General features: G+C 70.6%; 1 pseudogene. It reads right to left on the reverse strand.

The annotated features are described in order from the left end of the window. Positions 1 to 778 (reverse strand): annotated as a pseudogene (locus tag Ade02nite_RS48880) (hypothetical protein); the annotation flags it as partial.

Below are 778 nucleotides of genomic sequence, written 5' to 3' on the forward strand. Positions count from 1 at the left end.
GGGTAGCGGGTGCGGCGTTTGCGGCGTCTGCCGGCGGGGCGTCCGGGGCCGGGGTGGCCGGGTTTCGGGTGTCCTGGTGGTTGCCAGGCGTTGCGCAGAGCGGGCGAAACTTGTCGGCGGGTCTGGCCGGGAGTGGGAGTCGTTGTGGTGGCGGGTTCCCAGGGCAGCCGGTGACCGGTGATGTGGGTGCGCATGCAGAACAGGTGCAGGTAGGCGTAGGCGTGCAGGCGCAGCCAGGTGGTCAGCGTTTCGGGTTGCCGGGGGTGGAAGTCCGGGGCTTGGGCGGTGGTCTTCAGGTAGCGGAAGTAGTGCTCGATGTCGAAGCGGGCCAGGTAGGTCATGACCAGGGTGAGCAGGTCGTGGCGGGTGCCGGAGTACCAGAGTGCGAGGTCGCCGGCGCGGCGGCTGGGGCGCAGGTGCTGGACGCGGGCGAGTAGGACGGTGCCCTCGACGATCGGCAGGGTGGACTGGTTCTCGAAGCCTCGGCTGGTCCGGGTGAGTTTGGGGTGGACCTGGTGCCAGGCTCGGACGGTGACGGTGCCGTAGATGCCGACCGGGCCGCTGATGCCGGTGTCGGCGGGCAGGTCGGGTTCGCGCAGAGCGAGGCGGAACCCGTGCCGGCGGGGCCGGCCGCCGAGCGGGTGAGCGGCCCGGTGTTCGGGTTTGGTCCACATGGTTTGCGAGGTCGCCAGCCTGACCAGGACGTCCGCGGGGATCTTACGTTCGCGTAGCAGGTGGGTGATCCGGGCCGCGGGGTAGCCGGAGTCCAGCAGGAACA

The organism is Paractinoplanes deccanensis (assembly GCF_016862115.1).
Taxonomy (GTDB): domain Bacteria; phylum Actinomycetota; class Actinomycetes; order Mycobacteriales; family Micromonosporaceae; genus Actinoplanes; species Actinoplanes deccanensis.